20 protein-coding genes are annotated in these 26,755 nt (G+C 36.1%); 15 read left to right on the top strand and 5 right to left on the bottom strand.

All coding sequences use genetic code 11. The features are described 5' to 3' along the window. Position 1 precedes the first annotated feature (1 nt). Together LF886_RS09590 and LF886_RS09585 are read right to left on the bottom strand one after the other, a co-directional pair. The gene (locus tag LF886_RS09590) at positions 2–853 is read right to left on the bottom strand and encodes a hypothetical protein (RefSeq protein WP_236853890.1); all 852 of its coding nucleotides are present in this window, start codon (positions 851–853) and stop codon (positions 2–4) included. Between the two features lie 773 nt (positions 854–1,626). Then, positions 1,627–3,537 (bottom strand): amidohydrolase, encoded by a 1,911-nt coding sequence (locus LF886_RS09585; RefSeq protein ID WP_236853889.1) that lies wholly within the window; start codon positions 3,535–3,537, stop codon positions 1,627–1,629. 485 nt (positions 3,538–4,022) lie between these two features. Between LF886_RS09585 and LF886_RS09580 the strand changes: the two genes are divergently transcribed. The 12 genes from LF886_RS09580 to LF886_RS09525 all read left to right on the top strand — a co-directional run bounded on the left by LF886_RS09580 (position 4,023) and on the right by LF886_RS09525 (position 18,027). After that, complete coding sequence (locus tag LF886_RS09580; RefSeq protein WP_236853888.1) at positions 4,023–6,422, top strand: hypothetical protein; 2,400 nt, start codon at positions 4,023–4,025, stop codon at positions 6,420–6,422. 377 nt (positions 6,423–6,799) lie between these two features. Beyond that, on the top strand, positions 6,800–8,683 hold the full coding sequence (locus LF886_RS09575; protein ID WP_236853887.1) for a type VI secretion system Vgr family protein: 1,884 nt from the start codon (positions 6,800–6,802) through the stop codon (positions 8,681–8,683). Positions 8,684–8,774: 91 nt separating this feature from the next. Beyond that, on the top strand, positions 8,775–10,616 hold the full coding sequence (locus tag LF886_RS09570; RefSeq protein ID WP_236853886.1) for a PAAR-like protein: 1,842 nt from the start codon (positions 8,775–8,777) through the stop codon (positions 10,614–10,616). A 17-nt stretch (positions 10,617–10,633) separates the two neighbouring features. Further along, a complete protein-coding gene (locus tag LF886_RS09565) occupies positions 10,634–11,239 on the top strand; it encodes a hypothetical protein (RefSeq protein WP_236853885.1) in 606 nt (201 codons plus the stop codon). 103 nt (positions 11,240–11,342) lie between these two features. Further along, entirely contained in the window at positions 11,343–12,149 is an 807-nt protein-coding gene (locus LF886_RS09560; protein WP_236853884.1) for a hypothetical protein, read from the top strand. Positions 12,150–12,236: 87 nt separating this feature from the next. Beyond that, the gene (locus tag LF886_RS09555; RefSeq protein ID WP_236853883.1) at positions 12,237–12,488 is read left to right on the top strand and encodes a hypothetical protein; all 252 of its coding nucleotides are present in this window, start codon (positions 12,237–12,239) and stop codon (positions 12,486–12,488) included. A gap of 20 nt (positions 12,489–12,508) precedes the next feature. Further along, positions 12,509–13,906 (top strand): hypothetical protein, encoded by a 1,398-nt coding sequence (locus LF886_RS09550; protein WP_236853882.1) that lies wholly within the window; start codon positions 12,509–12,511, stop codon positions 13,904–13,906. Further along, a complete protein-coding gene (locus tag LF886_RS09545; RefSeq protein WP_236853881.1) occupies positions 13,903–14,385 on the top strand; it encodes a hypothetical protein in 483 nt (160 codons plus the stop codon). Before LF886_RS09550 ends, LF886_RS09545 begins: the two co-directional genes overlap by 4 nt. A 51-nt stretch (positions 14,386–14,436) precedes the next feature. After that, complete coding sequence (locus LF886_RS09540) at positions 14,437–15,306, top strand: hypothetical protein (protein WP_236853880.1); 870 nt, start codon at positions 14,437–14,439, stop codon at positions 15,304–15,306. Further along, entirely contained in the window at positions 15,293–15,454 is a 162-nt protein-coding gene (locus LF886_RS09535; RefSeq protein WP_236853879.1) for a hypothetical protein, read from the top strand. Before LF886_RS09540 ends, LF886_RS09535 begins: the two co-directional genes overlap by 14 nt. A 1-nt stretch (position 15,455) precedes the next feature. Continuing rightward, positions 15,456–17,048, top strand: coding sequence for a hypothetical protein (locus LF886_RS09530; RefSeq protein WP_236853878.1), 1,593 nt, complete (start codon positions 15,456–15,458; stop codon positions 17,046–17,048). Further along, positions 17,041–18,027, top strand: a complete 987-nt coding sequence (locus LF886_RS09525; protein ID WP_236853877.1) for a hypothetical protein — start codon at positions 17,041–17,043, stop codon at positions 18,025–18,027. The genes LF886_RS09530 and LF886_RS09525 overlap by 8 nt, the downstream gene beginning before the upstream one ends. Before the next feature lie 744 nt (positions 18,028–18,771). On the opposite strand, the gene LF886_RS09520 is transcribed toward LF886_RS09525, so the two are convergent. Genes LF886_RS09520 through LF886_RS09510 form a run of 3 tightly spaced genes read right to left on the bottom strand, consistent with a single transcriptional unit; the run spans position 18,772 to position 23,447 of the window. Continuing rightward, positions 18,772–19,827 carry a T9SS type A sorting domain-containing protein gene (locus LF886_RS09520; RefSeq protein ID WP_236853876.1) on the bottom strand — a complete coding sequence of 352 codons (1,056 nt, stop codon included), beginning with the start codon at positions 19,825–19,827 and terminating at the stop codon, positions 18,772–18,774. Beyond that, positions 19,734–22,253 (bottom strand): fibronectin type III domain-containing protein, encoded by a 2,520-nt coding sequence (locus LF886_RS09515; RefSeq protein ID WP_236853875.1) that lies wholly within the window; start codon positions 22,251–22,253, stop codon positions 19,734–19,736. The genes LF886_RS09520 and LF886_RS09515 overlap by 94 nt, the downstream gene beginning before the upstream one ends. Positions 22,254–22,268: 15 nt before the next feature. Next, positions 22,269–23,447 (bottom strand): hypothetical protein, encoded by a 1,179-nt coding sequence (locus tag LF886_RS09510; RefSeq protein ID WP_236853874.1) that lies wholly within the window; start codon positions 23,445–23,447, stop codon positions 22,269–22,271. Positions 23,448–24,362: 915 nt separating this feature from the next. On the opposite strand from LF886_RS09510, the gene LF886_RS09505 reads away from it, so the two are divergent. The 3 genes from LF886_RS09505 to LF886_RS09495 all read left to right on the top strand — a co-directional run bounded on the left by LF886_RS09505 (position 24,363) and on the right by LF886_RS09495 (position 26,708). Continuing rightward, positions 24,363–25,364 (top strand): phosphotransferase, encoded by a 1,002-nt coding sequence (locus LF886_RS09505; RefSeq protein WP_236853873.1) that lies wholly within the window; start codon positions 24,363–24,365, stop codon positions 25,362–25,364. Positions 25,365–25,489: 125 nt separating this feature from the next. Beyond that, the gene (locus LF886_RS09500) at positions 25,490–26,155 is read left to right on the top strand and encodes a hypothetical protein (protein WP_236853872.1); all 666 of its coding nucleotides are present in this window, start codon (positions 25,490–25,492) and stop codon (positions 26,153–26,155) included. Positions 26,156–26,237: 82 nt separating this feature from the next. Beyond that, positions 26,238–26,708 carry a hypothetical protein gene (locus LF886_RS09495; protein WP_236853871.1) on the top strand — a complete coding sequence of 157 codons (471 nt, stop codon included), beginning with the start codon at positions 26,238–26,240 and terminating at the stop codon, positions 26,706–26,708. The last annotated feature ends 47 nt before the right edge of the window (positions 26,709–26,755 follow it).

Genomic DNA, 26,755 nt, shown 5'->3' with positions numbered 1-26,755 from the left:
ATTATATTTTTTTAATTGTTATTTGAATTATATTTGGTGGTAATGAGTCAAACAGCACTTCAATATTATTGGTATCTATTCTTCTCACTTTAAGGGGTACTGTAAACTTTGTAACGATGTCATAAGCATCCATCACAAAACTTAATGTATCAAGATCATGTTTGATCCTGGAGTCTCCCCTCACTCTCTCTTCGTATTTAATTTTTTCGGAACTGGCCAGATCTTCGATCGTTTTAATTTTATCATATACCAAATCATTAAACTGATTTTGATAAGTGATCGCACCCCAGTTTGTATACCTCCCAACGAGATAGATTTTATCATCTAAAATATTTCTGATGACCGATTCTTGAAGCAATTTTATCTGCTCCCTGTTTTCTTTGATATAGTCTACGATCTCCTGAAGTTTATCAAGATTTACATCATTAGAGGCCAGCATTTCGTTAATTTTCATAATACCTTCAAGCATTTCCTCATCCTTTGCCTGAAATATATTTACAATTTCTCCGATTTGCTCTTTTGTATAGACGTTTCCAGCCTCTTCACCTCCATCTATAGTAGCCGCTAATTTGATTTTTAATTTTTCTTTCCATTCATCTATATTGGCAGCAGTAAGATTGGACGCATTAAGCTTTGCCAGCACTAAATGATGTGCATTTTCATCCTCCAGATGATTTGTAAAAGTTGTGGTAGACAACGTTTTTTGAAAAGCTTCATATAAGCCCATCACCTCATCCATTTTGATTTTTTCATCTAAATGGCGGAATGAAGAAAAGGTCTCCTTAAACTGATATTCTGTAGGAATATCACCTTTTTCGAACCAGCTGAAAATTATATTTAATGGTGTACTCATTTGATTATTGAAAATTAATTTTGATAAAATTGATAATTGGAAAGATCTATAGTGTTCATGGACTGTTCGCCCTAGATAGAATTCTATATTTTTTTGAGCAATTTTTGATTTTACTCCTCTTTTATCGTCCTATCAATTAGTGAATTGTTTATACGATCATTAAGAAAACCATCCATTTTGTTAATGTCCTGTAGTTCTGTTTGATATTAACAAAACCACTTACGTTTTCCTATACTATTCCAAGCCTATTTTCTTGGTATACTATTTTTTTGAATTTAATGATTATTCGGATTCCTTAGAGCTCAAATTTCATCATTCTTGACCTCTTATAAAAGTTTTTTGGCCTCTCTATTCTATAGTTGCAGTGGACTTTATTTTTCCTAAACAGGATGATCGTGTTTTGTAATTACAGGGTTCAAAATTGATTTTTTTTTATTTCCTGTGAAAGTTTTTTGACCCCTCTATTCTGTAGTTGCAGGAGACTTTATTTTTCTGAAATGAAATGATTGTGTTTCGTAATTACAGGGGTTCAAAATTCATTTATTTTTAATTCCTACGAAAGTTTTTTGGACTCTCCATTCTGTAGTTGCAGGAGATCTGCAGTACTTTAAATAAAATTTTCAAATCCCCATTTTAACAAACTAAGAATCCGAATCCTTCTTTGAAAGATTCCTGCGATTAACTGGAATCTGGGTATAAAAAAATCAGAGTAGAAAATAATCTACTCTGATTGATATCTGATTAGCTAATCAGACCATTTTTTGTATGACCTGTTACTGGTTTTCTGAAAGGGTCATGTCTTTTTCGGTCACTGCTTTTGCGTTCTTAGCGTTTACATAAACAGGGATGCCACCCACCCAGGTTTCCAATACCGGGATGTTTCGCATTTTCATATATTGCGAGGCCTGAGTCGTTAATGTAAGAGGATCCTGCTCCAATATGACGAAATCAGCAAAGTAACCTGTATTTAATGAACCTACCCATTTATCTGCATAACACTGCCATGCAGCATCATAAGTAACAGCAATCAAAGCTTGTTCAGGAGTAATACATTCGGCGCTATTTAAGACTTCAATGCTTGTTGTCTTCCTTTCCATAATTCTGGTAATCGATTGTTCCATCATTCTCAAAGGTCCTAATGGGCTTACCTCATTATCGCTATGAAGAGTAATTCTCATACCTGCAGCAAGAGTTGAACCGCAAAGGTCAAGCATTTGTGCCTTTTCACCGAATATTACTTTCTTAAAAGCATATCCCCAATACCCCACGTGCCCGATAAGGAAACTCGGTGAAACTCCCATTTGCAGCATATTAGTAATTTGATCCGCTGTCAGAAGTGAGCAATGTTCTATACGGTTACGAAGCTCAGGACCTCTGTATTGAGCGAGAGTACGCTGATAAGCATTGATCGCAAATGTTACGGCCTGATCGCCATTGGCATGCACCATCAGCGGCCAGCCTTTTACGGCAACAACAGTATTGATGAGGGTATTATAACTTGGCGGAATCGTATGGGCAGGAATACCTGCCTGTGGAAAATTGAATACCCCTGTGTTGTCAGCAGGATCACACAAATATGGAGAACTCTGATATCCGGTAAGTCCTTGATTGGAGCCATCCGAAACCACTTTTATGTGTCCACAATATACAGGCTTGTAGTGATCCGGCTCTTTATAAGGATCCAGCTTATCAACATCTTCCTGGCTTGAGCAAAGATATGCCCCACCTGTCCTCACCAATTCAGGATGAGTCTCAAAATATTTGGTCAAAAGTATTTCTGAACCTTTATTCAGGCCGGCATCATACATAAAAGTAACTCCTCTGGAGTTTGCTGTTTTAAAAAGATCAGTCAGATAACTGTTAATCTGTATGCTCATCACAATGATCTGCAGCTTTACGACCTTCAATGCAGGTGTCATTTGTAAACCTTCCTGCAACTGGCCTTTGGTTTCACTAATATATCTTTCAACAGTTTTATAATTGTCCTGAATCTCAGTACTGTGATCAAAAACACGCTTCAATGCCTTAGTGTTCAGATAAAGCGTATGCATGGAAGCACTTAACAGCATCATAGGCGTATCAGCATTAATACCATCAAGTACCGTATTATTAATTGTTATTAACTCTTTTTTGCCATTTATTTCTTCAAAAGGCATTAATGACGGATCTAGCCCTCTTCCTAAAATGACATATCCGGGAATTTTAGGAATGTTCTTGTTGATGATTAATCCAACAGAAGTCAAATCGTATATAGGACGTAAATTCTGTTCCTCAAAAGGGCTCAAATCCAGCCAGCCATGCATCATTGCCGTAGGAACCATATGAACATGGGGCTCAATAAGACCAGGCAGTAAAGTTTGGGTTCCGGTGAGTTCCTTTTTATGAAAACCTGGATGATTTTTGACCATGTATTCTTCTACCTCTTTTTTCTCACCGGTTATAACCACTTTTCCATCAGATACCCCAATAGCTTCCACATTAGCTGTTGACCCTTCAATCATAGGCCGAATGGTTCCTCCACTGATCATCAGAGTTTGTGGTTTTTCATGGGTAGCTTTTCCGGAACCGGGATTTATTTTCGTGAGATTTTCTGCACTGAAAAGTTCTTCTTTAAAAATTTTCAAAATAGGATTGTCACAAGAGCAATGGGTGCAGCCATGCGTGTGCGTGTGTTGTTTTTGCATAAGAATGATTTGGTTTGATTGTATGTTTAAGTTGAGTTCTGTCGGTATATATTCTTAATAACACAGTATCCTATGCCCATAGCAAGACCAGCTTACCAACGAGTAAGTAAATTGTATTATTAAAAATAAAATGGATTATTTATAAAATATTTTGCCTAAGTAAATATTTATGAATGAATAATTATCATTTATTTTCATGTATTAGTTTTTTATAAAAATAATAAAAATATTCTTTCAACAAAGTTTTTATCACACAATGTTGATTATTTTTTTCTATCTAAAATTTTAATTTACAGCACATTCCTATTTAATTCACAAATTCAATTTGTAGGCTCTCAATATCCTACCAGGTATTGCAGCTCAGAATTTCCACCCAAAAGACATCATCAATCTTATTTTTTTCTCTGAAATAAGAAGTTAAATATCAATCTCCGAAGTCTTTAAATGACTACATTAGCAGTGAATTAAAATGCGCTGAGATTTCTATGAAAAATATATTCTGTGTATTGCTTCTTTCAATGGTACAGCCTGTACTGGCACAAACTAAGCTAGAAAAAGCAATTACAAGTCTTGAGAATAATTACGAACAGGAAAAAGTATACTTGCTTACTGACAAATCACAATATGCAGCGGGTGACCAGATCTGGTTCAAAAGCTTTGTATTTGATGGTTACAATCGTTCCACGTTGTCTACTACTTTATTTGTTGAATTGTATGATGCTGATAAAAAATTAATAGACTGGAAAACCGTACGTTTAACCAATGGTGAAGGCAGCGGAGATTTTAAACTGAAAGAAGACCTTCCTGAGCAGGTTTATTTTGTAAGGGCTTATACTCTTTACATGACCAATTTTAACGAAGATTTTCAGATTGTTAAAACAATTCCGATTTACAACCCTAGCTCAAGCGAAACATTAGAGGTTTCTAAAAATGCTGATTGGTCTGCCAAAGCTTTTGCCGAAGGTGGAACTTTCATCAATGGGATGCCCACGAAATTCGCCGTAAGGTTATCAAGCGATTCTTCACTGCCAGAAAGCTGGACCGGAAAAATAGTTGACACACAAAATCCAAATGTATCTATTACATCGTTTACATCATTTGATAAAAATGTGGCCTCTTTTAAAATAACTCCAGCTTCAGGAAAAAAATATCAAGTTATTATTCAGGATAATACTGGAAAAAAGCAAACGATCGATTTACCGGAAGTGGCAGACAGCGGTCTTAGTTTAGAAGTCAACAGCTCTAAAGAAGGGATTAAATACAGCTTAAAAGGAGTTAATCTAAAACAACAACTCCAAAATTATAAAATTGTAGGAACCATCAACAACCATCTGGCTTATAAAGCCAATATCAATCAGTTGACCAATGAAGTATCAAGTCTTATTCCTACAAAAATCAGCAATGGGAACAATGGTATTTTGCAGCTAGCCATTTTTGATGAACAGGATAATCTGGTTGCAACAAGACTTTGTTTTATAAGACCCAACAATTTAAAGATTGAGAAAGCCCAAATTGTTGCTCAGAGTTTAAAACAGACTCCTAGGTCTTTCAATAGTATCGATCTTTCACCAGAGACCTATTTTAAAAACTATACCGTTTTGGTAAGTGAGGATGACGGAAGTGGTAATTCAGAAGAAGAAAATCTACTGAGTGGACTGTGGCTGACGGGAGATTTTACGGACAAAATAAATGCACCGGCACAATATTTCTCTAAAAATGCCAACAGTGAAGCTTTGGATGCACTGCTTATTTCTGAAAAATGGAAAAGATTTGACTGGAATTCTGTACTAAGTGGATCTGTTCCTAGTATTAAAAACAATTCTCCAAAATTTCTTTCTTACAAAGTACAGCCTATTAAAAACAATGCGATACTGAGAGATACCAACGTGACTTTAGCATTAAAGTTAGGTGAGAACCCACCTAATTTCAACCTGTTTAAAACAGATCAAAATGGATATGTTTATTTAGAAAGTGTTGATTTTGATGAGCCTTTAGCTGTTTCATTATTTGTAAATCCTGAAAATGGTAAAGAATCAAGTACTGATGATTTATATGTTACGGTTGAACACATGGTGAAGCCAACACAATTTAAAGGCAATTTCCCCAATACAAAATACAGACTGGTGAAAGCCAATGCAAACAGGAAACTTCCACCCGCTATCTCCAGAGCCATCAACACTCAAAAAAATAACAAAAAAAATGAAAATGCTGAGGTACAGATTGAAGAAGTAAAATTAGCCGGAAAAAAACAAGATCCAAAAGAAGAGCTCAACAAGCAACTGTCTACCGGAATGTTTAATTCTATCAATTCTACCATATTTGACTTCGTCAATGAAGACCAACACGCTGCCGGATCAATCAATATATTAGACTGGCTGCAAGGGAGAGCTGCCGGCTTAACATTTCAAAGAAATAGCTCAGGGGTAAACGTACCCTACATCCGTAACCAGCCCGCTAAGCTCTATTTAGATGAAGTGCTTACTGATCCTACGATGATTTCAAACCTTCCTGTAAGCAATATTGCGATGGTGAAAATTATAAAAGGAGCAGGATTAATAGGTGATGCAGTAGCAGTCTATACGATGAGGGGCAATATGAAATCTAAAAGCACTGGAAATGACAAGAAAAAAAATAATGCATCAATAGTAAAGGGATATGATAGACCGTCAGAATTTCCTATTGAAATGTTAGACGATGATTCTCCAACGAAAATCGAAACTGACACCCGGGAAACCCTTTACTGGAATCCTAATTTATTTGATAGTGATTACGTTCCGCCAAGAATTAAATTCTTTAATAATGACACTGCAAAACAATTTAAAGTTTTGATTATAAGCTTTGATGAAGATGACAATCTTCTTTATGATCAACAGATTTTAAAATAATAGAAAAGCCTTTCAATAATCTTGAAAGGCTTTTTTGTTTTGAAGAAGAAAGCTATATTCCAGCTTCCAGACTCTTCCCCTTACTTTCATTCTATAGTTTTTCTAAAATGCAAAGACAAGATTCAATCCTTTTATTAATAATCAATTTAAACAAATCCAATACAAAGTTTTGAATTTATGAAAAGTATTTCTCCACCTGAAAATCCCCCAATTTCCAGTACTTTCTTTATATCATCAATCTAAAGCTATTTTGAGCAAGATTTTTAGTCAATCGTAGTTTTACTACAATTTTTCAGATTTAATATAATATTACAATTTGTAATCTATTTTTTATCTAAATTCGGTGACATAATACCAAAAAAAACGCATAAAATATTATGAAAAACTCCTCAAATTCTGAGAAAGTTTCAGACAACCACATTTCGGGTATCAACCGGGTGGTAAAACTGGAAATTGTGGTTGAGGGCAAAGCTGTCAATCACTTTAAGCACTTTCGTTTGCAACAGAGTGCAAGAAAGCACCATGATTTTGAACTGGTATTGGCTCATGACTCTTTAGGTGAGGTACAAAACCACAACCTTGAGCAGGCCCAAAAGTTTTTAGGAAAAAGAATCACCGTTATTTTTAGATATAAAGATGCTGAAAGTGAAAGCCCCGAAAGAACATTTGTGGGCCTCATTACCCAGGTAGCCTTCAGTCAGGAAAAAATGAGTTTGGGAAATATTATTTTAAAAGGGAAAAGCCCCACTATTCTGATGGATGCTGCGCCCCATACCCAAAGTTTCGGAGGAAGCCAGACGGTGAACACCAATATTATTGCCACCCGGATTATCAAGGAGACCTTAGGGACCAACAAATTTGATTTCAGGGTAGACACCCAAAACAAAAGTTATATCAGTTACAGTTCACAATACAACGAAACCCATTACAATTACCTTACAAGAATTGCAGAAGCCTATGGAGAGCAGTTTTATTATGATGGCGAAATTCTTCATTTCGGAAAGCTTCCTTCTTCTGAAAAGCCTATCCAATTGGTATATGGAAGCAATGTAAATGATGTGATTGTTGAATTAAAAGCAGTTCACACCAAGCCGGAATATTTTGGCTACAACAGCAGCAACCACACTAAAATGGTGGGTGCTGATGATCGTATACAACATTTAGGAGAATTATCTTCTAAAGCTTATGAACTGAATGACACTATTTTTACTACACGGTCACTGACTCCCACTCCCGTTAATGCCAATATGTTCCTGGATGTGGATGATTCCCAGAAGAGTGCAAGAGGAAGTAAAGCCGTAGAGGTTTTTACCGTTACAGGACAAACAACAGTTCCGTTTCTATATATTGGCTGCGTTGCAGATTTAGCCATGAGAAAAACGGATACTAATGAAACCTCGCATTTTACAACACTTATGATTACAGAGGTAACCCATGAAGTAAATGCAAGAGGATATTATACAGGAAGCTTTGAAGCAATTGCTGAAGGTACCGGTTTTATGCCTAAGCCTGATTTTGAAATGCCCAAAGCAGAACCGCAGGTGGCCACCGTGATCTCCAATGTAGATCCATTGAATCAGGGCAGAATACAGGTTCGGTTTGACTGGCAGTTAAATGATACCACCCACTTTATCAGAATGATGAGCCCCGATGCAGGAGGAACAGATGCGATCACCCAAAACAGAGGTTTTGTAGCAGTTCCGGAGATAGGCGATCAGGTGATGGTAGGATTTGAATACCACAACCCCGATTTTCCATTTGCCATGGGGGGAATGTTTCATGGGCAGGTAGGTCTGGGCGGAGGCGTGGACAATCACCTTAAATCTATACAGACGAGAAGCGGCATTAAGGTTTTAATGAATGATGCAGACAAAAGTGTAACCATTAAAGATCCGAGCGGAAATACTTATTTTATGGATGGCCAGGGAAACATTAATGTTACGGCACCGAAGAATATGACTTTTACGGCAGGCGAAGATATGCACATTTCTGTAGGCAGGAATATGACCACTAAGATTGGGCAGGACAGCACCCTCAATATTGGAAATGACCATACCGAATCTATTACAAAGAGATACACCCAAACCTCCGAAAATAAAAGTGTTATCGTTAAGAAAGATCAAACAGAAAGTACAGGTAATACATTTAAAAGTATTTCCGGAGAAGCCGATATACAAACCTCTAAAGGTGATTTAAAGCTGAGAGGAACATCATTGGCCGTATTCCAGGGAGGAAAAGACGTTAAAGTAAGTAAAGGCTAAATCTATTTCGGGTGATGAAAATACATTTTCATTGCTGCCTGCAAATATGATTTCCGCCTTAACAATTGAATCCAATCCAAAATAGTAACCCATGGAAGATCAGAATACTTCAGCGCATGATCAGAAACTTTCTGAAAAAAGAGCCGAAAAACAAAAAAAATCCACCGAAGATTCTCCTTCAGAAAAAAGAGAAATGGTCATACATGGAGCCACATTGAAGTGTCCCTATGCCCAGGCGCCCGGAGAACTGAAAGTGACCTCAAACGAAATAAACCTTCAGGATAAGATATTTGCCACAAAGGGAGATGGAAACAACATGGTCAACCTTCAATTCAAAGGAAACTGCGGGCACCCGAAATGGCCTGCAAGAAATATGTCTCCCCCACCCTGTATGAGCGTGATAAAATTAAGTCCATGGGATAATTTGGGAACCTCTAATATACAGGAACAAACAGCTTTAGTAAAAGAGTCTTTTATCAATTGTGACCCTGAGTTTAATGCTGCTGCTGCGACACCGATTCCGAAAGTGGAGAAGATTTTAACACCAGAAGAACCAAAATCTGAAATTGATTATAAGTTTTTGGTCAATTTCAGAAGAGGAAATTCTTACAAAGGAGAATATGGTTTTGATTGGTTACGAGAAGAATATATTGAGCCATTGGAAAAAGTTTTGTATAATAATAGCAATCCTCCCACTCCTTTTAAAACTAGACCCAACGGAAAAGCTGAAGCTACAAAAATACCTCTTTGTGAAAATTTTGAAGAGCTGAAATCTCAATATAGACCATTTGTTAGATTTCAGAAAGACTACTACTGTACCTGGTTATCTATATTTCCAATTGATTATCCGAATTCTCCTCATATAAATGGTGTTAAATTGGATATCGAAGTATTTGAAGATTTTAAAGAAAATGAAAAAGTAAAAAAGCCTTCTGAAATAGAAATTCACTTTGAATGCGAAAATGCTGATGTGCAAATCACTCCTAAAATTGCAAAAAGTATAAAAGAAGCTAAAAAAGGGATAATAATAAAATGTGAAAAAGCATTATCGAAAGACACAGAAATTATAGTAAAAGCAGTTTTAAAAGATGGAGATAAGGAAAAAACGAATGAACAAATAGGAAAATTCTTTATTTATGCTAACAATGAAATTAAAAATATAGATATAACAATTATAGATTGTTTGATCAATAATGATAGTTCAAAGGCTTTAAAAAGAAAAAGAGGAAGCGATTTGGAAACATATCTAAATTCAAAAGTTTTAAATCAAGCTCTGATTCAATGTAAAGTAAAAACACCTGAAGATTTTGATTTGAGATTATACAAAGAAAATGGAAAAACACTAGTAGAAAAATATAGTTTGGAGAAGGCTTCAGTAATGAAAGAATTAGAGATCTCTCCTAAAAAAGCTTCTACCAGAATTGCTGAGAATGATATAGAAAATTTGGAAGTTTTCAGAGATGAGTTAATGAGTTTATATGAAAAAAATGGAATAAATAAAAACCCTGTAAGAAACAAAAACGATAAAAATAAATTTATGTTTTTTGCAAATATTTTTGTTCAAATGGGAAAAAAAGAAGAAAGATTTTTTATTACAAAGGACCCGGCAGGAAATGAATCATTTTCTATTAAAGTAATAAATGTAGATGCTTTTGCATATTTTAAAGCAGCACAACCAGTTGGAAATACGGTTGTTTTTTTCACAGAACAGACCTTAGACAATCCTACAATTGCTCACGAATTTGGACATAATTTAGGATTATGGCATTTATTTGATAATAGTCCATATAGATTTTATAAAGGACATACAGATAATTTTATGGATTATTCAGAAAGAGTAAGAGTAGATGTAGAAGATTCAACAGATAAAAATAGAAATACAAGATTAGCATACTACAAATGGCAGTGGGATGAGATGAGAAAAGGAATATAAAATATAAAATATAAAATATGAAAAAACTACTTTTTTTAGGACTGTTCATTTTCTCTGTGTTTTATAATGCTCAAAGACATTATAATGTTGATATTTTAGGAGAAGGACATTTTTATTATGATACAAAAACTCCTTTTAAAGATTTTATTCAAAGCTTTAGTAAGAATGAATTTATAAAATCATCAAAAAATAATATCCTGGATTCAACAAAGATAAGTCCAGACAAGCTGAAAAATTATCATAAAATGATTTTAGATAATATTCCTAAGAATAACATAAACCATATCTGGGTCATTTTTGGATATCATAAAGGTAATTATTATTCTAAATATTTTTTAGGAGAAAATTTAATTAAAAATGAAAAGATTTTTTTTCTTCAATTAAATTATTTTGTCAATAAAAAAAATAATCTGATTGATAGCATTGGTATTTGTATTCCTAAAAATGGATGTAAAGAAATAAAAAAATATAAGCCAGTTAATCCTGCAAAAGTATTCCAATCTATAGAAATACAAAAAAATAATTTTCCAGTTGACAATAGTTATAGTTTAAAAAAATATGAAGAAAATAGAAAGAAATTGGAAGCTGATAAAAAAACTATTTGGACAATTGATGAAGAATAAAAATATTTAACGAATAATAGTAATAGAAATTCCACCTTTAAAACTATGAAGAATATAAAGGGATAAAAATTTATTATGTTGAAAAGATTAGCAATATAACTGAATGAAAAATTACATTTTAATACTAATATTGTTAATTTCCTGTGCGAAAAATCAATCTAAAAGAACCTCAAACAAAGAGGATGTCAATATAGCAAAAATTGATTCTACGGAGATTGATGGTAAAATATCTACGTCTTCCAAGAAGCAAAATATTCAAAAATATTTAGATACATTGAGTATTCCTTCGCAATATGTAGTAACAATCCCGTTGGAAGTTAATAAAAAAAAGATGGACATTCAGTTGCGACTCTCGAAGTCTGAAGATTTGTCAGGACGAAAAAAATATACCATTATTGAAATACAAGAAGACACAAATAGCTTTTTTTTACCTAAGTCTGCATACGAATGTATAGAAGGAACTATAGAGCTTCAACATTGGCAAGTTATAAATAATAGTTCATACTATGATACTTATGATTATTATAAAAATAAAGAATTTAAAGAAAATGATTTTGTAAATAAGAAAAAAATAATTTTTCGCAATGGAGATTATAACTTTATAACAATAACAGACATGGATAATGATGGATATGAAGACCTTCTTATTCTGGATCTTTCAAGCTCTATGAGAGACAATGATATGTATCAATTTTACAAATGGTCAAAAAAAGAAAACAAGTTTATATTTATGCCAGATTTTTTCGATAAAGCAGCTTTCTATGGATGGGATAAAACAGGAAAATATCTAATAACCGGAGTGAGTGATACCAAAGAAAGAAAGCTTTATAAAAATACAATTGTTGGAGACCAGCTGAAGACGGTTGATCAATGTACAGAATATGCTGTATCAGATAAATTTTGTTGGTAGATAAATAATTTTAAAAGTGATTAAAGACCTGGAAACAAAATATAATAACTCTAGTAATTTTCAATAATCAGCTCAAAATAAAATGGTATGAGTGAAGAAGCACAAGAAAAAGATGATTACGCTGCAAACCCCAATCAAAAGACTTATGATATGCCTCACCAGGTGGATCATGAAGTGAATGTGGTGAAAATATATTTTGCGAAACAAGTTCCTAAAATGATCTGGGAAAAGAAAGAAGAACCCTATACTGTAAAAAGCGGAGGGCTGGTATCTGACGTCAAAAAGAAGTATGAAAAAAAGGAAGAAGGAACCTACAGGCTGATAAAGAAGATTCTGTAAGATTAAAAGCAAAAGAGTCGGTGAAAATTACATGGGAAGAAGAGGTACAGGCAAAAAAAGCTGATGGCAGCCTGGATTTTGATTTTGAGAGAATAAACAGTACCACCATTAAAAAGAAAGTCTGGGTTGTAGCCAATTGTGAAGGAGCCAGCGGAAAGCTATCGGTTGAGATTCATGAAAATAAATTAAAAAATGAGGAAAACATCTATGAAAATCCTGTAAAGTTTCTGGATGGCGAGGAGGAAAAAAGCAAAATTGAATTCACGATCAACGGAACATTGGTATATGCCAAAGAAATAGCAATGCGTCCCAAAAGTGATGAAGATTTGAAAAAACTGATAGAGAAATTTAATAAAAGAGATGATAAAAACGCGTTTTTATATTTCAAAGCTGAAGTAACGGGAACGGAGGATGAAGTGAAATTTCCGGATGAAACGCATGAGTTTTTAAATAAAGACAATGAAAGATTCGAGATCAGATACTGTAATTGTGGAAACAATTATGATATTACCTGTACCCGATACAGTAAAAGATATGGACCCGCCTATTGGGGATCAAAAAAACTTGAAAATTATTCCGATTGGGATACATTAATTGAAGATAAAAAAATTACGGCTGAAGAAAAGGCTATTTTAGTGGGAATGTCTGAAAATGAGGGCAAATTAGACTCTGTACAGTCCTATGACTGGGACCTCTCCGGTGAGCAGATGATATTAACGGCCGGGGCCATGCAAAAAACAGTGGATCATACCGGAAAAGGTGAATTTACGACGCAAGTTGAAGAATTTAAAGCTCAGCATCCTGAAAAATATGACGAGTTATTTGTATCGTGCGGGTGGACCGTGGACTCAGGGGTTTTGTATTATAAAGATCCGGCAGATTCCAAAGCGGAAAAAATTACAGGAAATACATTATCAAACAAAATCAGAGAAAACTGTAAAGAATCTTTATTTGGAAAAACAGTAGAATGCAAGCCGCTGCAACCGATTGTAAATGCTGTTATTGATAAGACATTTCAGGAAAAACAAGTGCTGGATTTTATCACGAGATTAAAAGAAGTTGTACTTCCTTTAACTCCTACAGGCTATTCCTATAAATTGTCAGATTATTTACAATCAAAATTAGGAAAAGCCACCGTATTGGATCATCACATCAACAGACCGGGATTCGTAAAAGATGATTTTGGGGCTGCATTAGATCGGTTTTTTGCCAAAAAAGATGCCAACACTGCCAAAGAAAATAAAACCAAAAAAGAGGGTGAAAAAATAGAAAAGCTATCAAGAAATCCTGGCGAGTGGGGAGATATGCACGGTAAATATGAGCAGGAAATCCTCGATGATTACGGCAATACAAGAAGAGGTACCGATATGGACAAACGGTATGAAAAAATGGAAAAAAATTCAAATTTATCATCATGAAACAAATTATAAACATCCTAATGATTTTAGTCATTTGTATTACATGCGGAAACACTGTTTCCCATCGAAATCATGATGTACAGAATAAAAAGGTAAAGAAAGACACCCTCATTACTTTGAATAATACCTCATCACTGTATTATGCATCCTATAACAGCGATATGAAACTATGGTATAATCTTTATATTATTAATAAAAAGAAGAAGATAAAAGTAGGGAAAGGAAATGAATACAAAGGTACGGGAAGTGAGCTATTCTCCAGATTATCACCCAATGCCAATTATGTAGTGGTAGATGCCATCATCAAAGACTATGTGCATGAAAGTGATAAAGACAGTACCCTGCATGAAAACTATACTTGTGCTATTATTGATCTGAAAACAGCAAAAATAGTTAAACAAATGCAGCAAGACTGTGATGGATCATGGAACAAAAAAAGCCAGTGGGTTTCGTCTGGCGGGAAAGTAGTTTTTAAATAAAAGTAATGGTTTAATCAGCGATAACAAGTTGTAAAAAACGGGTGAAAAATTATGGAGCCAGTGTTTCCGATACATATTAAATTAAACCTTCTCGAAGGAAAGAAATTTTATCGTTATTCTTTTAATGAATATACCACCACCAATGGGAAAACTCACAGAAGTGAGCTCAACAAAAATTTTCATGTTACGCTGAAGCTTTTAGAAACAGAAAGATTTGAATACCATATCGAAACTTTTGACAGAGTACACCGGGATAAGGAACTCTCGCTCTCCGAAAAAGATTTTTTAACCAGAATTGCAGCTGTCAATGATGATGTAGTGCTTATAACGGATGAATACTGTCGTTTGAAAAACATACAGGGATTAACAATTCTTCAGGACAGAATGGAAAAAGCCATAGAAAAGCTCTCCAGATCCTATGTTGGCAAAAAAGCTGAAGATTTCTATCAGTTTTTAAAAACATTTTACCAAAAGGAAAATCTGGTGGGTAAAGATTTTTTTAAAAATATTCATTTCGGAATGATCCTCCATCAATTTTACGGAAGGCATGAAAAAGAGAATCAGAAAAAGCATAGGGTACGTTACCGTAATTTTATGGCTAATACCGTAATCGATATAGACGAAAGTATACAGACAGAGGCTATGCGTTGTGATGATGAATTACTACTATTACAGTACACCGGCGATATCCCTTCAGACAAAAACTGGGAAATGTTTTATGGAGAGATGAAAAGAAAGGAAATCGATTATCATAGCGAAACCGATTTTCCAAAACTGGACAAATATAAAGGACAAATGTTATTAGATGCTGTGACCAAAGAAGTGCTGGAACATAAATTGACCATAGAATTTTCCCTGGGAGAAAACTATCAAAAGAAAATCATCTATCATATAAAAGAAATAAGCCATGAAGAATTATAAAAAAATAAGATGGATCGAAGAACTGCAGAACCAGCTGGATGAAAAATTTGACGGTCTGAACCTCATCTCATTTAAAGAAGATAACATCACGGATCATCCTCGTCATGGAATATCAGAAACTCCCGTATTAAAAAAAGAAAAATCTTAAAATGGCAACACGTATTACCATAACAGACTCCGGGCAGACACAGACTTTAAATGGCCCATTGGCTCCGGATACTCCCGATGACTCATTGCAACGCATCAGTGATGTTTATTTTGCCAAAAAAGTGACCACAGACAATGGAACAAGAGTAAGCTTCACAAAAATTGATTCTGCCCACATACAGCGGGATCATGATAATGTGGAAATTCCCTACGATTCTATGTTAGGAAAAACCGTGTATCTGATCATAGAGACCAGCAATATGACAGACCTGAGTATAGATGCAGTGATAAGACCTTCAGCCAGTACTATGACAGAAAATACAGACACATTACAGCTCATGCGTTTTGTATCTCCCAACCGGTATGAAGTACAGAGGCTATTGACGGTACAGGTCGGAAATTTTGATGCCCTTAACAACAGAGCAGGCAGTCATGCTCATTATACCAATCTGCAAAGTGACCATATCAATAAAGCGATTATTAAACTGCAGCTCAGACCGGATGGAAGAGCAACTTTTGATGACTGGACCAGAAGACTGGCAGATGGCAGTATCAATCTGGAAGTGGCGGTAGAAAGAACAGACAATAATCCCTGTGCCTATAGAGATGAACAGCAAGAAGTAAATGGAGCCGGTATTTTCTTAAATGATGACACAGCAAGATTCAGAGTGGTCAATAAAAATATCTATACCATTCACCATGGCAGTAATACGTACAATACTTTAGCCGTGATCAGTACCAATCCGGAAAGAAGAAGAAGGATTCAGAAAGTTCTGAACGCCCAATCTACGCAGATTATCTTCTTTTATTATGATCAAAATGATAATGAACACAGGATTTGTGCCAGAACCAAAGAAACAATAACCAGAAAAAGAAGAGTGAATACCATTCCGCCGCTGGCCCAGAGAGGAGCGCTGTTGCAGACCATAGATTTTACCGCCAACAGGGCTGCCGGCGAACAGATCGATGCTCATCAGTTATTGGTGTATGCTAACGGAACACTTGGTGATGGAGCCACCGATAAATGGTATGCCAATCAACAGGGAGATGTTGAAATGGTGGATATGGATATTTTAGCGAATGTTGGTGTGGGACCACAGATTTTTGAAGCATTCAATTATAATCAAAATGGAGTCATCATCCGATATGGATTTCAGCATACCAGAAGAAGAAGTATTCAGCCGGATTTATTTGCAGGTTTCTTAGGATCATTGGCGCAATTCAGACAGGAAGGACACAATCATTATATCGTATCTCAGGGTTTTTCTTATGCTGATGCGTCGTGTTATCCCAGTGCAGAACATGTGAATGGAGAAGCAGGAGATTTGAATTTATTGACGAATCAGCAGAATGGAAACAATACGATCCTTACGGCCGCGAATTTTGATTATGATAATGAAGTGATTCTTAGAAACATCCTTTATGACTTTGGTTTTATATTAGGCCGGTCAGAGGATTTTTCCAACACGGCAAATGCCAGTACGGCAGACAATGCCAGCACGCGGTTACCTCATACCACCCATACCGCTACTCCACGACATAATAATCATTTGCATGTCCACGGTTTCACCCCAATATCAGATATATATGTTTAAAATTAATATCGCTTTTTTTTCTTGTCTTTTTTTCCTTTTTTCCTGCTACAGTAAGGCTCAAACAGAAAATAAGGCAACAAACACAGAAGTACATTCAACAGATAAAGGATCGTTTTCTTTTAACACCAATAAGGCGGATTGTATAACACTGCCATTTGGGTATTCAGACCTTTCAAAACGAACAACTGCTGATGCCATTTTGCCTGTCATACAAGATGAGAATACATTGAAGAAAATCAATGCATTGAAATTTGAAACAACAATCAAAAAAGATCTTGTATCACTTCCTGAAGAATATGATGTCCTTCTGCCATTCAGCACTACTGTCAATGAAAAATATGACCGTATTAAAATAGCCTCTGATTTTCTGTGTTATAGAGACTATTCAGTCTACTTTATGGCGGTCTATAATACTGTTCGTTACGCCGAACCATTTATTGAAAAAATGTATTTAGTTTCAACCAAGGATGGTAAGCTTATCGATATGAAGAGAATCTATCTTAATCATCAGGGAGAAATGGGTTTTGCCAACTACACCCTATTTAATATCGATAAAAATCACATTATTTCTCTGCAGGATTATGAGTTTACTGAAGATCCTTTCAAACTAAAACCTTTACAGCAATACCAAATTCTACCCTCCGGAAAATTTTCCAGATACTATGACAAAGATGGACCTTATAAAAATGAGGAAGAACAGGGCACGGTGAAAAACCACCTTAAAGAAGGAAAATGGATAGAAACCAAATCCAATAGTTCTATAGACCTACAAAAACATCCGGATTTCACAGATCCCTATACTTATCTGGAAGCGGAGTATAAAAATGGGCTACCCGTTGGAACATGGAAATTTTACAAATTACTACAGAAATACAGTGAGGAAACAGGAGATTCCATCATCAATACAAGGAAAAAAGGACCATTAGTATACACTGAAATGTATAAAAACGGACTCTTGGAAAAACGGGAATTTCATTAACTCAGGTCTGGCTGAGGAAGCATTTTTACTCCTTTGCAAAATCTATACTGCTGGATAAACTTTTGCTTATTGCTTTGTTGGAACATCGCAAAGGCGCAAGGCTTTTTAAGCCGTATTGGGAGTCTGGGGCGGGAGTCTAGGGCGAAAGAAAATCAAAGATTTTCAGCTAATCCGAATTCAATTGTATTGGGGATAAGATTACGCTTTTTTAACGCAAAGGTTTTTATAAGATCCTGATGATTTTTAGGAAAGCAAAGGTGGCGGGTTCTCCACTGATGAAGCGGATGGATAACACGACCGCTTCATCGAGTCAATCCTTGATTGATTCTCTCTTTGCCTCCTACTCTATGCATCATTACAGTAAACCTTTGCGTCAATAAAATTTCTATTTATTAGATGTACCTCTTCCCTCTCTGCTCCTCGAAGTTTCCTGACTTTGGAGAATGTTTTACAAAAATTGTTTTTATTTAGTTACACTTGAAGTTTTTGAACCCTCTTTAAGGAAGAAATCTAATAAAAACTCTTTTCTGTTTTCTGTAAAATTTTCCTTAATTGCCGTCACTATTGCTTTAGTGTGGCAGCAAAGAGTTTTGAGTATAATCAAAGTCGGTAGACTTTGTATAACAAAGAAAAGAGATCAGAAAAAGAATATAAAAAAAATAGCGCCACTTATTTCTAAGTGGCGCTATTTTGAAAGATTTCAAATGTAAAGAAATCTTAGCGAGTCTCATAAGGTTTTAATGCTTATCGCTTGATTACTTTTACTGTTTTCACAACGTCATTAGCAGCATTTACTTTAATCAGATAAGCTCCTGATACGAGTCCGGAAACATCAATGGTTCCTTTCATATCATTGATAGCCTTTGTAAGTACCTCCTGTCCGGCTGCATTGTAAACCGCTACCAACAGTATCTTCTGGTCAAACGAAATGGTCAGGATATCCTGTACCGGATTTGGATAGATCTTCAGCTGATCAGCTTTTGTTGTAATTTCATCAACTGCTAAACTTCCTTTAGCGGAAGTTGAAACTTTAGTAACAGTTCCATTACTTGTACCACAAGCAACTGGTGTGAAAATTCTCTTTATAGCATTAGTACCATCTCCAATCTGTCCCTTGAAATTATAACCACTGATGGCCAGAAATCCATTAGCATTGATAGCAAAAGTATTGTTAGCTCCTGCTGCAATACTTTGCCAGTCAGTTGCATTTCCGATACGCATAGGTGTAGAGGCGCTAGTCTCTGTACCATCTCCTAATTGCCCCCAGCCATTATACCCCCAGGTCCATAAGGTACCATCAGTTTTGATGGCTAAAGTTGAACCGTACATGCCAGTCTTCACACTTTGCCAGTTGGCTTCTGTTCCTACCTGTGTCGGAATATTCTTTCGATTTGTAGTTCCATCACCTAATTGTCCCCTGTCATTATATCCCCAGGTCCATAGCGTTCCATCGGTTTTGAGTGCTATTGAATGATTCGTTCCTGCAGTAACAGATTTCCAATTCGTTGCCGTTCCTATTTGAGTAGGGTAACTTACTGCTACTGTACTACCATCACCTAATTGTCCATAATTATTATCTCCCCAGGTCCATAGCGTTCCATCGCTTTTTATAGCAAGGGTATGATATCCTCCAGAGGCGATACTTACCCAGTCTGTTGCTGTTCCTATTTGTACAGGTATGCTTTTGTTAATGAGAGTACCATCACCTAACTGTCCCCTGTTATTATACCCCAGGCCCAAAGTGTTCCATCTGATTGTATAGCGAATGTCTGTTTCTCCCCCGTTGCAATATCCAACCATCCTGTTGCGGTTCCTACCTGCGTTGGAACAGTTCTCGTGATTGCAGTTCCATCACCCAATTGTCCTCTGTTATTCTCTCCCCAGGTCCATATAGATCCATTAGCTTTCATACCTGCTGAAAAATAAGGCCCGGTAGCTATTTTCACCCAATTATTTTCGGTGCCAATTTGTGTTGGGGTATTTCTATTGATCATAGTTCCGTCTCCCAGCTCTCCTTCATAGTTATTTCCCCAGGCCCATAGTGTTCCATCTGCTTTGAGCGCCATTGAAAAATCAACACCACCGCTCACACTTTGCCAGCAGCCTGTTGCAGTGGTAGGAAGTGTAGTAAAGGAACCTCCCGGCACCCAGATATACGGACTGAATCCACAATTAGACCCCACCCACCAATAGTAAGTAGTGTCAGGTAGTAAATTCGTTAAATTGGCTGTTGTAGAAGTAGAAGGTACACCTCCTTGAATCCCTCCAACCGTTGGGCTGGTACTGTAAAGATACACATACCCCTGACCAGGAGCCACCGTTGCTGCTGTCCAGTTAAGAGTAGCCGTTGCAGAAGTAATATTGGCAGATGAAACCGGTGTCGGAGGAATACAATACCCAGGGCAAGCCGTAGAAATAAATGTATTTTTGTTAACTTTCGTACCGTCACCTAGCTGCCAGCTATCATTTCGTCCACAAACTTTTAGAAAACTGTCAAATTTCTGTACAAGAATATGATTTTCTCCAGCAAAAACCTGCTTATTGTCTGAAGAGGAATCTACCTGTGTAGGTGATGTAGTACTTCCTCCAGTTGTACCAGTACCCAACTGTCCAAAATTATTGCTGCCCCACGACCAAAGCGTTCCGTCTGTCTTGGTTGCAAATGTAAAACTATTTCCAACCGTTGCAGTTTGCCAGTTGGTTGCTGTTCCTACTTGTATTTGAGTGTTTTTTGAAATGGTAGTACCATCTCCCAGTTGCCCATTACTGTTATTGCCCCAGGTCCATAGCGTTCCATCGGTTTTGATTCCTATCGAATGCTGAACTCCTGTATCAATACTTTTCCAATTAGTAGCACTTCCGATTTGCGTTGGGGTGTTTTTTGACACTGAAGTTCCGTCTCCCAGTTGTCCATAGTTATTAATTCCCCATCCCCACAGCGTTCCATCGGTTTTGATGGCTAAGGTCTGATAATTGGCAGCACGAATACTTTTCCAATTGGCGGCCGTTCCGATTTGTGTTGGAATATTTTTCGAAACTGTAGTTCCGTCTCCCAATTGTCCGTTACCGTTACCTCCCCATGCCCATAGCGTTCCATCGGTTTTAATTCCTACGGAATGTTCAGCTCCACCGCCAAGACTTTGCCAGTCCGTTGCAGTTCCTATCTGAGTGGGAACCGTTTTGCCGGTTAGAGTTCCGTCTCCTAATTGCCCAGAAGCATTATTCCCCCACGCCCACAACGTTCCGTTTGTTTTAATGGCAAGGGTATGCCTGTTACCGACATATATGCTTTTCCAATCTGCTGATGTTCCTACTTGGATAGGGACAAGTTTGACATATGTAGTTCCGTCTCCTAATTGTCCTGATGTATTACTTCCCCAGGCCCACAGGGTTCCGTCTGTTTTGATTCCTACCGAATGGTCTCCTCTTGTGATAAGGCTTTGCCAGCAGCCTGTAAAAGCTGTGGTCTGTACATCAATAACATTTCTAAAAACAGGCCCCCAAGCACCCGTATTGTCTTTAATACGAACATTAAATACATGCAAACCATTAGCAGGTAAAGCAATTCCTGCATCAGCCAATTGCTCAAAAGAGGTATCGAAATTTGTATCAGCAGCCAATAAAGCGTTTCCATTTCCTGCTCCCGGATCTATATCCCAAAAATACTCAGCCTGCGAAACAGTTATTATGGGAGATGCCGAAGTTTGCTGAATATTAATGACATGGGTAAAAACCGGTCCCCAAACTCCTGTATTGTCCTTGACACGGATACTGAATTTATGTAAACCGCTGCCCGGAGTGGCAACTCCTGATGCATTCAGCTGTTCAATAACGCTGTCAAAAGTACCATCGACAGCCAATACGGGATTCCCATTTCCTGCTCCCGGATCAGTATCCCAAAAATATTCTGCCTGAGAAAGAGCTATTACTGCAGAGGTCTGATTGGACTGAACATCAATAATGTTGGTGAAAACCGGCCCCCAAACTCCTGTATTGTCCTTGACACGGATACTTAATTTGTGTAAACCGCTACCCGGGGTGGCAATGTCTGTTTTGGAAAGCTGCTCCACAACGTTGTCGAAAGTTCCATCGGCAGCCCATACAGGAGTTCCATTTCCTGTTCCGGGATCGATATCCCAAAAATATTCTGCCTGGCTGACCAATACTTGTGCCGGGCACAGCATCACCATCAACAAGGCAATTATACTATAGATATAATTTTTCATATCGTTATATTAGAATTATTTAGAAAAACCAGATCCGCTGAGGTTGAAAGTTCCGCTGGTAATAGATCTTGGAGTCGACAGATAGTTTACCTGAGGTTTATTACCATTATTTGCCGGCCAGTAATTCATCCAGCTGTTAGAGCCCCCATAATGCCCGGCGTCGTTTCTTGTTAAGTCTAAATCGGTGTATTTTATACCAGGATTTCCGGCATTTACATTCATTCCGGTTACCGTATAGGCTGCATTATCGAAGTTCAGGGTCATTGATCCGGAATTGTCGCTCTGGGTCATATTACCTTCCGTTACAAAAGTATTGGTGAATACATTATAATTAGCCGTTATAGCAACGTTATTGCTTTTGTTTTGAATGCACGCATTAGTCCCTCCTACCACAAAAGAAGAGGCATTGTTGATAATAGCAATATTCCCTACATTAAGGTTATTCCCCAAGTTGACGTAAAACGGAGCTGTATCTGCGGGAGTATAATTATAGACGGTATTGTTAATGATTTCGTTAGAGCTTCCTGCTTTAAGACCATAAATATAAATACCGGCACAAAAATTATTGTTAAACTTAAAATTATAATTGGATTGTGAATTGGATATAAACGAACTAGAAACATTTCCATATACCTCAATATCAGATCCAACAGGGCTGCTGTCCTGCGTAGCTATCACGGCGATACTTTGTGCTTTATTCGCGGTGCATCTTCCGTGAGAAAACTTCAGGATTCCACTAATCGTACAGCCGGAGATGTTCGTAGTGAAATTCACTTTGTCTGTTAAAACATTATGCAGATCACAGTTCACAATATTAATGATAGTTCTTCCTGTACCTATTGGAAAAGTTGCTTCTACATTGTACATGCCGTAATATCCTGAGCTCAGATTGCTGATCGTCACCGTTCTTCCTGTTGCCGGATTGATGCTTACATTTCCCTGAATGATATATTTGGTATAATGGGTTTCGGAAACAAAAGTGAGCGATTTGTTGATAATCAGATTTTCTACATAGGCTTCTCCATTCGCTTTAGGCTGAATGATGATCCGATCTCCGTCTGAAGCCGCTGTGATTGCTGTACTTACAGTAGGATAAGCTCCGCCTGCTCCGCCATTTCTAACATATAAATCAGCGGCAAAAGCCATAGTACATGATAAGCCTGTGAAGGCAACGATGAGTAGTTTCTTTGTCATAATAGTGTAAAAATTATTGAGTTTATTATTAAATTATATTCTTTGGCTTTTTAATCATTTACTTGCTGTTATTTTCCCATTGCATCCTTTGCCGGGTACAGGATAATGGTATAAAGATTTGCATCAATAAATTACTATTGATTAAAAAATGTCTCGCTGACCGCGATGGTATAATATCTTAACGGATACAACATGAAGCTTTCCCATCTTGATGGACGGAAATAATCAAATAAGCCTTACAGGTCCTATAGGATTGGCAGCTCTCAAGAAATTCTGAGGAGTTTACTGTTGTTACATTGCCGGGAACACTTTAGTTTTGAGGTATTACAGAAATAAATACCGTGTAGTCTTGTTCTTTTTCATGGTTTAATTAGTTTTAAAATTCGGTTTTTAGTTTTTTTAGCAACAACAATATGATCAGCTATATTGATTTTATGTTGTCGATTACAAAAGTATATTTTTATCATGGATCATCAAATAGTGAATAAAAAAAATAATATTATTTTAGCCTTTGAAAATCCAGTAAATAGGATATTTAATAATATAGTGCTGGTGTCCCCCTGTTTACTACCTGTTATTTCAAGTTTACCAGCATTGATTGTCTTTAGTACCTTCTTTTCCTATATTGCCAAGCCATTCCTTCAAAAGATAAAATTCTTATTTTTATATCAATAATTTATCTAACATTTCAAAAAACATAAAAAGCTCAAAACCAGTATCAGCCACTGTTGCTATGCTATAACCTTCTGGCTAATTACCCCTTTACTCTACAAAAGTGATTGAAATAGAAACCACACAATACAATCGTGCAGTAACAAGGGGATAAAAGGAAAATTTATATAGATAATAGGTGTGAAACCGAAAAATGTTAACGAAATTGCAGATACTTTATAACCCACTACGACTTAATAACTAATGACAGAGAAATTTCCTACAATAAATAGTACACTTTCGCCCCATGGACTTGGCAAACTTATTCAACGAAAATATGAACTGACCGACAAAACGGAATGTAGTATATTTCGACTTGCTATGAATCATTTATACATTGTTCATGATGGCCAAAACAAATACGTTTTTAGAGTTTACACCCACAATTGGCGGACTCAATTAGAAATTGAAGAAGAATTAAGACTTTTAATTCTCCTAAAAGAAGGAGACCGGCAAGTTGCTTTTCCAATAGCTGATACATCAAACAAATTCATTCAGGAAATTGAAGCCCCGGAAGGTACAAGATTTGGTGTTTTATTTTCGTATGCTAAGGGCACAAAGACCGCAAAATTTTCATCCCAAACAAGCTTTCTAATTGGACAGGCATTAGCAAAAGTTCATCAAACCACAGAAAATATCGAACTGATGAGAATGTCTTATAATACTCAAAACATGCTTAAAAATCCTGTTTTAAGAACAAAAGAATTTTATAGTAAAAATACCAGCGAAATTGAATTTTTAGAAACCCTTTCTGATTTTTTAACGCTAAAAATGGAAAATATTGACCAACAGAAAATGAGATATGGAGCTGTTCATCTTGACGTTTGGTTTGACAATTTGCATATTGACGATGAAAAAGAAATAACATTTTTTGACTTTGATTTTTGTGGCAACGGTTATTTATGCTTTGACATTTCTTATTTCCTATTTCAGTTATTTTCAACCCATTTGAACGAAGAGGAATATCAAGCAAAAGCAGATAGCTTCATCAAAGGTTACGAGACAGTAACTAAAATGAGTGACGACGAAAAAAAGTTTCTATCCTACGCATGTTTAGCAATTATGACCTATTATATCAGTGTTCAGTGCGACAGATTTGAATATTGGACCAATATTTTCCTGAATGAAGATCATTTAAAAAGAATGGTTGGGAATCTCAAACGATGGATTGCTTACAACAAAATTGAGATATCAAGATTAGTGTAAAATCGTATATAATTACCAAATTTTAAATTAGTAGCAGAAATAGCTTTACGGAAAGATATATTAATCAGATTAACGCAATGGTGTAAACTTGAAAGTTAGCCGTTATTTTAAACAGAATAGATAGGATGTATAGTAAAAACATTGACAATTTCGTCCAGAAAAATCTTTCAAATTTTCAACTTAATGGAAAAGGTTGGCATGATTTGATTAAGAAAATGCTTTTTGAATTTTGTATTGCTGGTTGGGATATCAATAATGATGTTTATGGAAAAGAAAAATATGGTGGTTTGCGTTGCTATATTCTTCTGGACAATAAGGAATTGGAACAAACAATCAAAAGAATAGTGCAAACCTACACTATTCTATCTGCAAAAACTTGTGAGAAGTGTGGAGGAAATGGAAAAGAAAGATACATTAATGGATGGACATCTACTTTATGTAAAAGCTGCTATTTAGGAGATGCAAATAATATAAATACTAAGAAACAAAGTAATCTTCAGGAGTGTAAAATTTGTGGATATTTTTCTTGTGAAGAAGGGAAATGCAAATTTTGCAGAAATGATGATTATAATATAAATGATGAATTTCATAGTCCAAAAGAATATTTTGATACTGGAATTGAATACATTAAAGAAAAACAAATTAAAGTTTTCCTCGATGAAGATGACGAAATAGAGCTTAGCAAAAGAACCAAAATGTATTCAAAATCTGAAACCCATCAAATTCTCTTTACTCATGAAGAACTTGATACTTATAGAAAATTGAATGATGACGAATTGGATGACGAATAAAAAAACTCGTATTCAGAGATTTTTTAACAGTATCTTTCAAAAGAAACTCCCAAATATTCCGTTTAATTCTTAAATTTGGCTCATGCGAAAGAATTTATACCTCATCATTCTATTATTTTCTCTTACCAGTTGCTATACTTATCAGGTAAAAAAGCAGGCGGATCCAACGGCTGACAACAAGCAAGACTCTAAAAAGAATACAGCGATTGCTAATACTACTGCTCCACAAATGAATGGTACAGCAGCTTCATCCCCAAATCTGAACGCCCCACAAGCACCTGCTCCGATCAATGTTCAGGAGAAACTAGCCTCTGGTAAAAATGTTAAAATTGAAGTGGATGGTAAGAGTTATAAAGTAATCGTTGATAAGTGGGAAAATGATAGCCTGGTAGTGCACCCGGTTCGTAATGCTAAAAAAATCATGAAATTCCATAAGAACCAGATCAATAGCGAGAAAATTGCAGAAAAACGCTTTTCACAACCTATCGCTGATATTCTTACGGTTACGGCTTATACCGCAATTGGTGTTGGAATCTATCTTCTTGTCCGTTAATTTTCTCAACCTTTTCTGGTAATCAGAAAACCTATATTTGAGCATTA

The organism is Chryseobacterium sp. MEBOG07 (genome assembly GCF_021869745.1).
GTDB lineage: Bacteria > Bacteroidota > Bacteroidia > Flavobacteriales > Weeksellaceae > Chryseobacterium > Chryseobacterium viscerum.
Note: the sequence above shows the minus strand (reverse complement) of the source record. Positions and strands in the feature narration are given on the sequence as shown.